This is a genomic window from Microcoleus sp. S28C3 (assembly GCF_036700785.1).
In the GTDB taxonomy this organism is placed as follows: domain Bacteria; phylum Cyanobacteriota; class Cyanobacteriia; order Cyanobacteriales; family Microcoleaceae; genus Microcoleus; species Microcoleus asticus.
Genome location: NZ_JAUBPO010000030.1, coordinates 64,464 through 67,220, shown reverse-complemented (window position 1 = coordinate 67,220; position 2,757 = coordinate 64,464). Strand labels below are relative to the sequence as shown.

Genomic DNA, 2,757 nt, shown 5'->3' with positions numbered 1-2,757 from the left:
AATTGGGACGTATTCTCCGCTTATAAAGCCAGTTTAGGCTTTGTTTGGGCTTAAAATTTGTTTAAGTCCCGTTAGCCTCTCATAGAGCAACTTTGTACAAAATCCGCCTGTAAAGATTTGTGAATAAAGGCAGGTTTTGTACCCTAAGACTGAGGCTAAAAGACGTGGTTTATACGAAAATATTGGCTTTGGTAACGAAAGATTTCGGAATCAACCGGGTTTATTAGGAATAGTGCGAACCGGCCCCTACTTCTAACACGTAACTTCTAACTCGCAACTTCTAAGTGCTGGTGTCTCCATTGCCGAACTTCTCTTCTAGAGGCCGGGGCAGATATAGCAACCGCGCCAAACGCTTAGGAGCTTCTTAAGGGTTCAAACCAATGCGGTCGATTACCCCTTTCTTCGGACTTCTAGTTACCCGATCGCCAAGTCGAAGGGGATTCTTCCTTCTTGCTTCTGCTATATGTCTCATAAAGCAGTCCGGGTAATACAATTAGATTGAGAAACATGAAAACAGCGAAACCTTGTCAAACCTTACTAACAGGATGAAATTTATGCGTGTGACTACTGTTACGATTTTCAGCTTGCTCGCTCTGCTCGTTCCCGCGTTGACCCGAAAGGCAACTGCTGCTTTCGACTCCCAACCCTTGGTGCAGGAACAGTACCGCAGAGACTTTACGGCTCCCGCCGATCCGGGTGCGTCAGCATCGCCCGAGGAAAATTCCCAAGCAGATATGTTTAATAAGCCTTTTTACGCGGGCGAGCAGCCGCCAGTGAGAAAGGAAAAAACAATCTCGGCGGGAGCTGACGGGCCAGAAGTTGCTGCCATACAGCAGCGTTTGCAGGTGCACAGTTTCAAGGTAGGGACGATCGACGGTTCCTATGGTTCTCGGACCACATCGGCAGTCCGTGCCTTTCAGCAGTCTAAGGGTTTGAACTCAGATGGCATTGTGGACAAAGAAACTTGGACAGCTTTAGCAGCAGATCCGGCGGCAGCTCCTGAAACTGTGCAGAGCAATGCTCCAATTCTGAGCAATGCTGCTGTTCCCGGCAATCCTCCAACTCTTCTCAATAAAGGCGCTGTCGGTTCCAAGGTGAAGACGCTACAGGTGCGTTTGGAAATACAGGGTTACGATCCGGGCCCGATCGACGGCATTTTTGGCGCTCGCACTGCTACGGCTGTCAAGAACTTTCAGAAATTTAAGGATTTGACGGCTAACGGCATGGTGGATGAAACAACCTGGAAAGCGCTGGGCCAAAAGTAAGTGACAAGTGAAAAATACGGAAAATTGCTGTGGCGATAACTCATGATTGAACCCGGTGTCCAAAAATGACCGGGTTTCTCGATGTTGAGCGATCGAGCAATTTGGCCATCAGCCTGCGGAATTATCAGTGGGTCGCTTTCTTTAATCTAAAATCTAAAATCTAAAATCTAAAATCGATTGACCGATCGCTCTGTTGTGTGCTATAGTATTTAAATCTCAAAATGCGGATATGGCGAAATTGGCAGACGCGCCAGATTTAGGTTCTGGTTCCGAGAGGAGTGAAGGTTCAAGTCCTTTTATCCGCACTTAAAATTTTTCTTGTAAAAAACACAACCCCAGCCTATGGTCGGGGTTGTGTTTTTTATGTGGCTTGATACTCAATCTGAGTTGAAAACCCTTACTTTTTTTAATCGTTCTTGAGTGCTTGCTGAAAAGTTTTGATAGCATCCACACGATCGACCAGATTAATACAGCACAACAGTAATTCAAAGTTTATCCCTCGCACTTCCTCGCTCTGAGCAATCTTTTCATAGTCCAAATCCTTCGGTTTCACTGTTAGCTAGTGCTGATTGTGCCAGATTTCGAGAAAAGAGAATGCTTGGCGTTATTACGATCGCCACCACCAATAAATCGATCGCCTCATTGTTGCTCATCAAACCGATGATTGAAAGGGTGAGGCTGTATTAAAAGTGAAAATTTGGCGATCGCCATCAGATGATGCGCGGGTGGCCAGAAACCGGGTTTTTGCCCAGAAGACGCGTTACAGCCGTAGAAAAGGGATAAAAACCCGGTTTCTTTGGTTTTGGTGCCTAGGCAACTCTGGACAGGGCAATGCCGTTTCCCTACTCCAAAATAATCGACATCGCCCTCCCTCGGATATAGTCATCGCCCGATTAATTGTAGGGAAACGGCAGCGCGTCGTGTCCTGATTCCTGCGGTGTCCTTATTCCTGCTGGCTTTCCCCACCCAACAAAAAATCCTGTCACAATAAAATGAATCCTACCGAGAGACAAAGGGCATGACGCGAGAGGAAGCAGTGCGGCGAATTCACCGGGCAGCCGAGGAAAAATTGACCCAACTGGATTTGTCGGAGTTGGGGTTGGAGGAATTGTCGCCGGAGATTGGCAAGTGTACGCAGCTTGAGACTTTGCTTTTGGGGGGGAAGTTCGATGAAGAGAAAATAGAATGGGTTGGGAATAAGTTAACTGAGTTTCCTGATGCTGTTCTTCAATTAACCAACTTAAAAATACTTAATCTCGGTGGCAATCAGATTACAGCTATCCCTGAGGCAATCTGGCAACTGTCGAATCTGACACAGCTTGACCTCCGTGGCAATCAGATTACAGCCATCCCAGAGGAGCTCTGCCAACTGTCAAATCTGACACAGCTTGACCTCCGTGACAATCAGATTACCTCCATCCCAGAGGAGCTCTGCCAACTGTCAAATCTGACACAGCTTGACCTCCGTGACAATCAGATTACCTCCATCCCA

General features: G+C 47.0%; 3 protein-coding genes and 1 tRNA gene. 3 read left to right on the top strand and 1 reads right to left on the bottom strand.

Annotation, left to right across the window (positions count from 1 at the left end):
- Window positions 1–554: 554 nt before the first annotated feature.
- Together QUA13_RS11610 and QUA13_RS11605 are read left to right on the top strand one after the other, a co-directional pair.
- Window positions 555–1,265 (top strand): peptidoglycan-binding protein, encoded by a 711-nt coding sequence (locus QUA13_RS11610; protein WP_333198507.1) that lies wholly within the window; start codon window positions 555–557, stop codon window positions 1,263–1,265.
- 223 nt (window positions 1,266–1,488) lie between these two features.
- Window positions 1,489–1,570: transfer RNA gene (locus tag QUA13_RS11605), tRNA-Leu, on the top strand.
- A gap of 101 nt (window positions 1,571–1,671) precedes the next feature.
- On the opposite strand, the gene QUA13_RS11600 is transcribed toward QUA13_RS11605, so the two are convergent.
- A complete protein-coding gene (locus QUA13_RS11600) occupies window positions 1,672–1,818 on the bottom strand; it encodes a hypothetical protein (protein WP_333198505.1) in 147 nt (48 codons plus the stop codon).
- 465 nt (window positions 1,819–2,283) lie between these two features.
- On the opposite strand from QUA13_RS11600, the gene QUA13_RS11595 reads away from it, so the two are divergent.
- Window positions 2,284–2,757: leucine-rich repeat domain-containing protein (locus QUA13_RS11595; RefSeq protein WP_333198503.1), on the top strand; the 474-nt coding region annotated here is incomplete at its 3' end.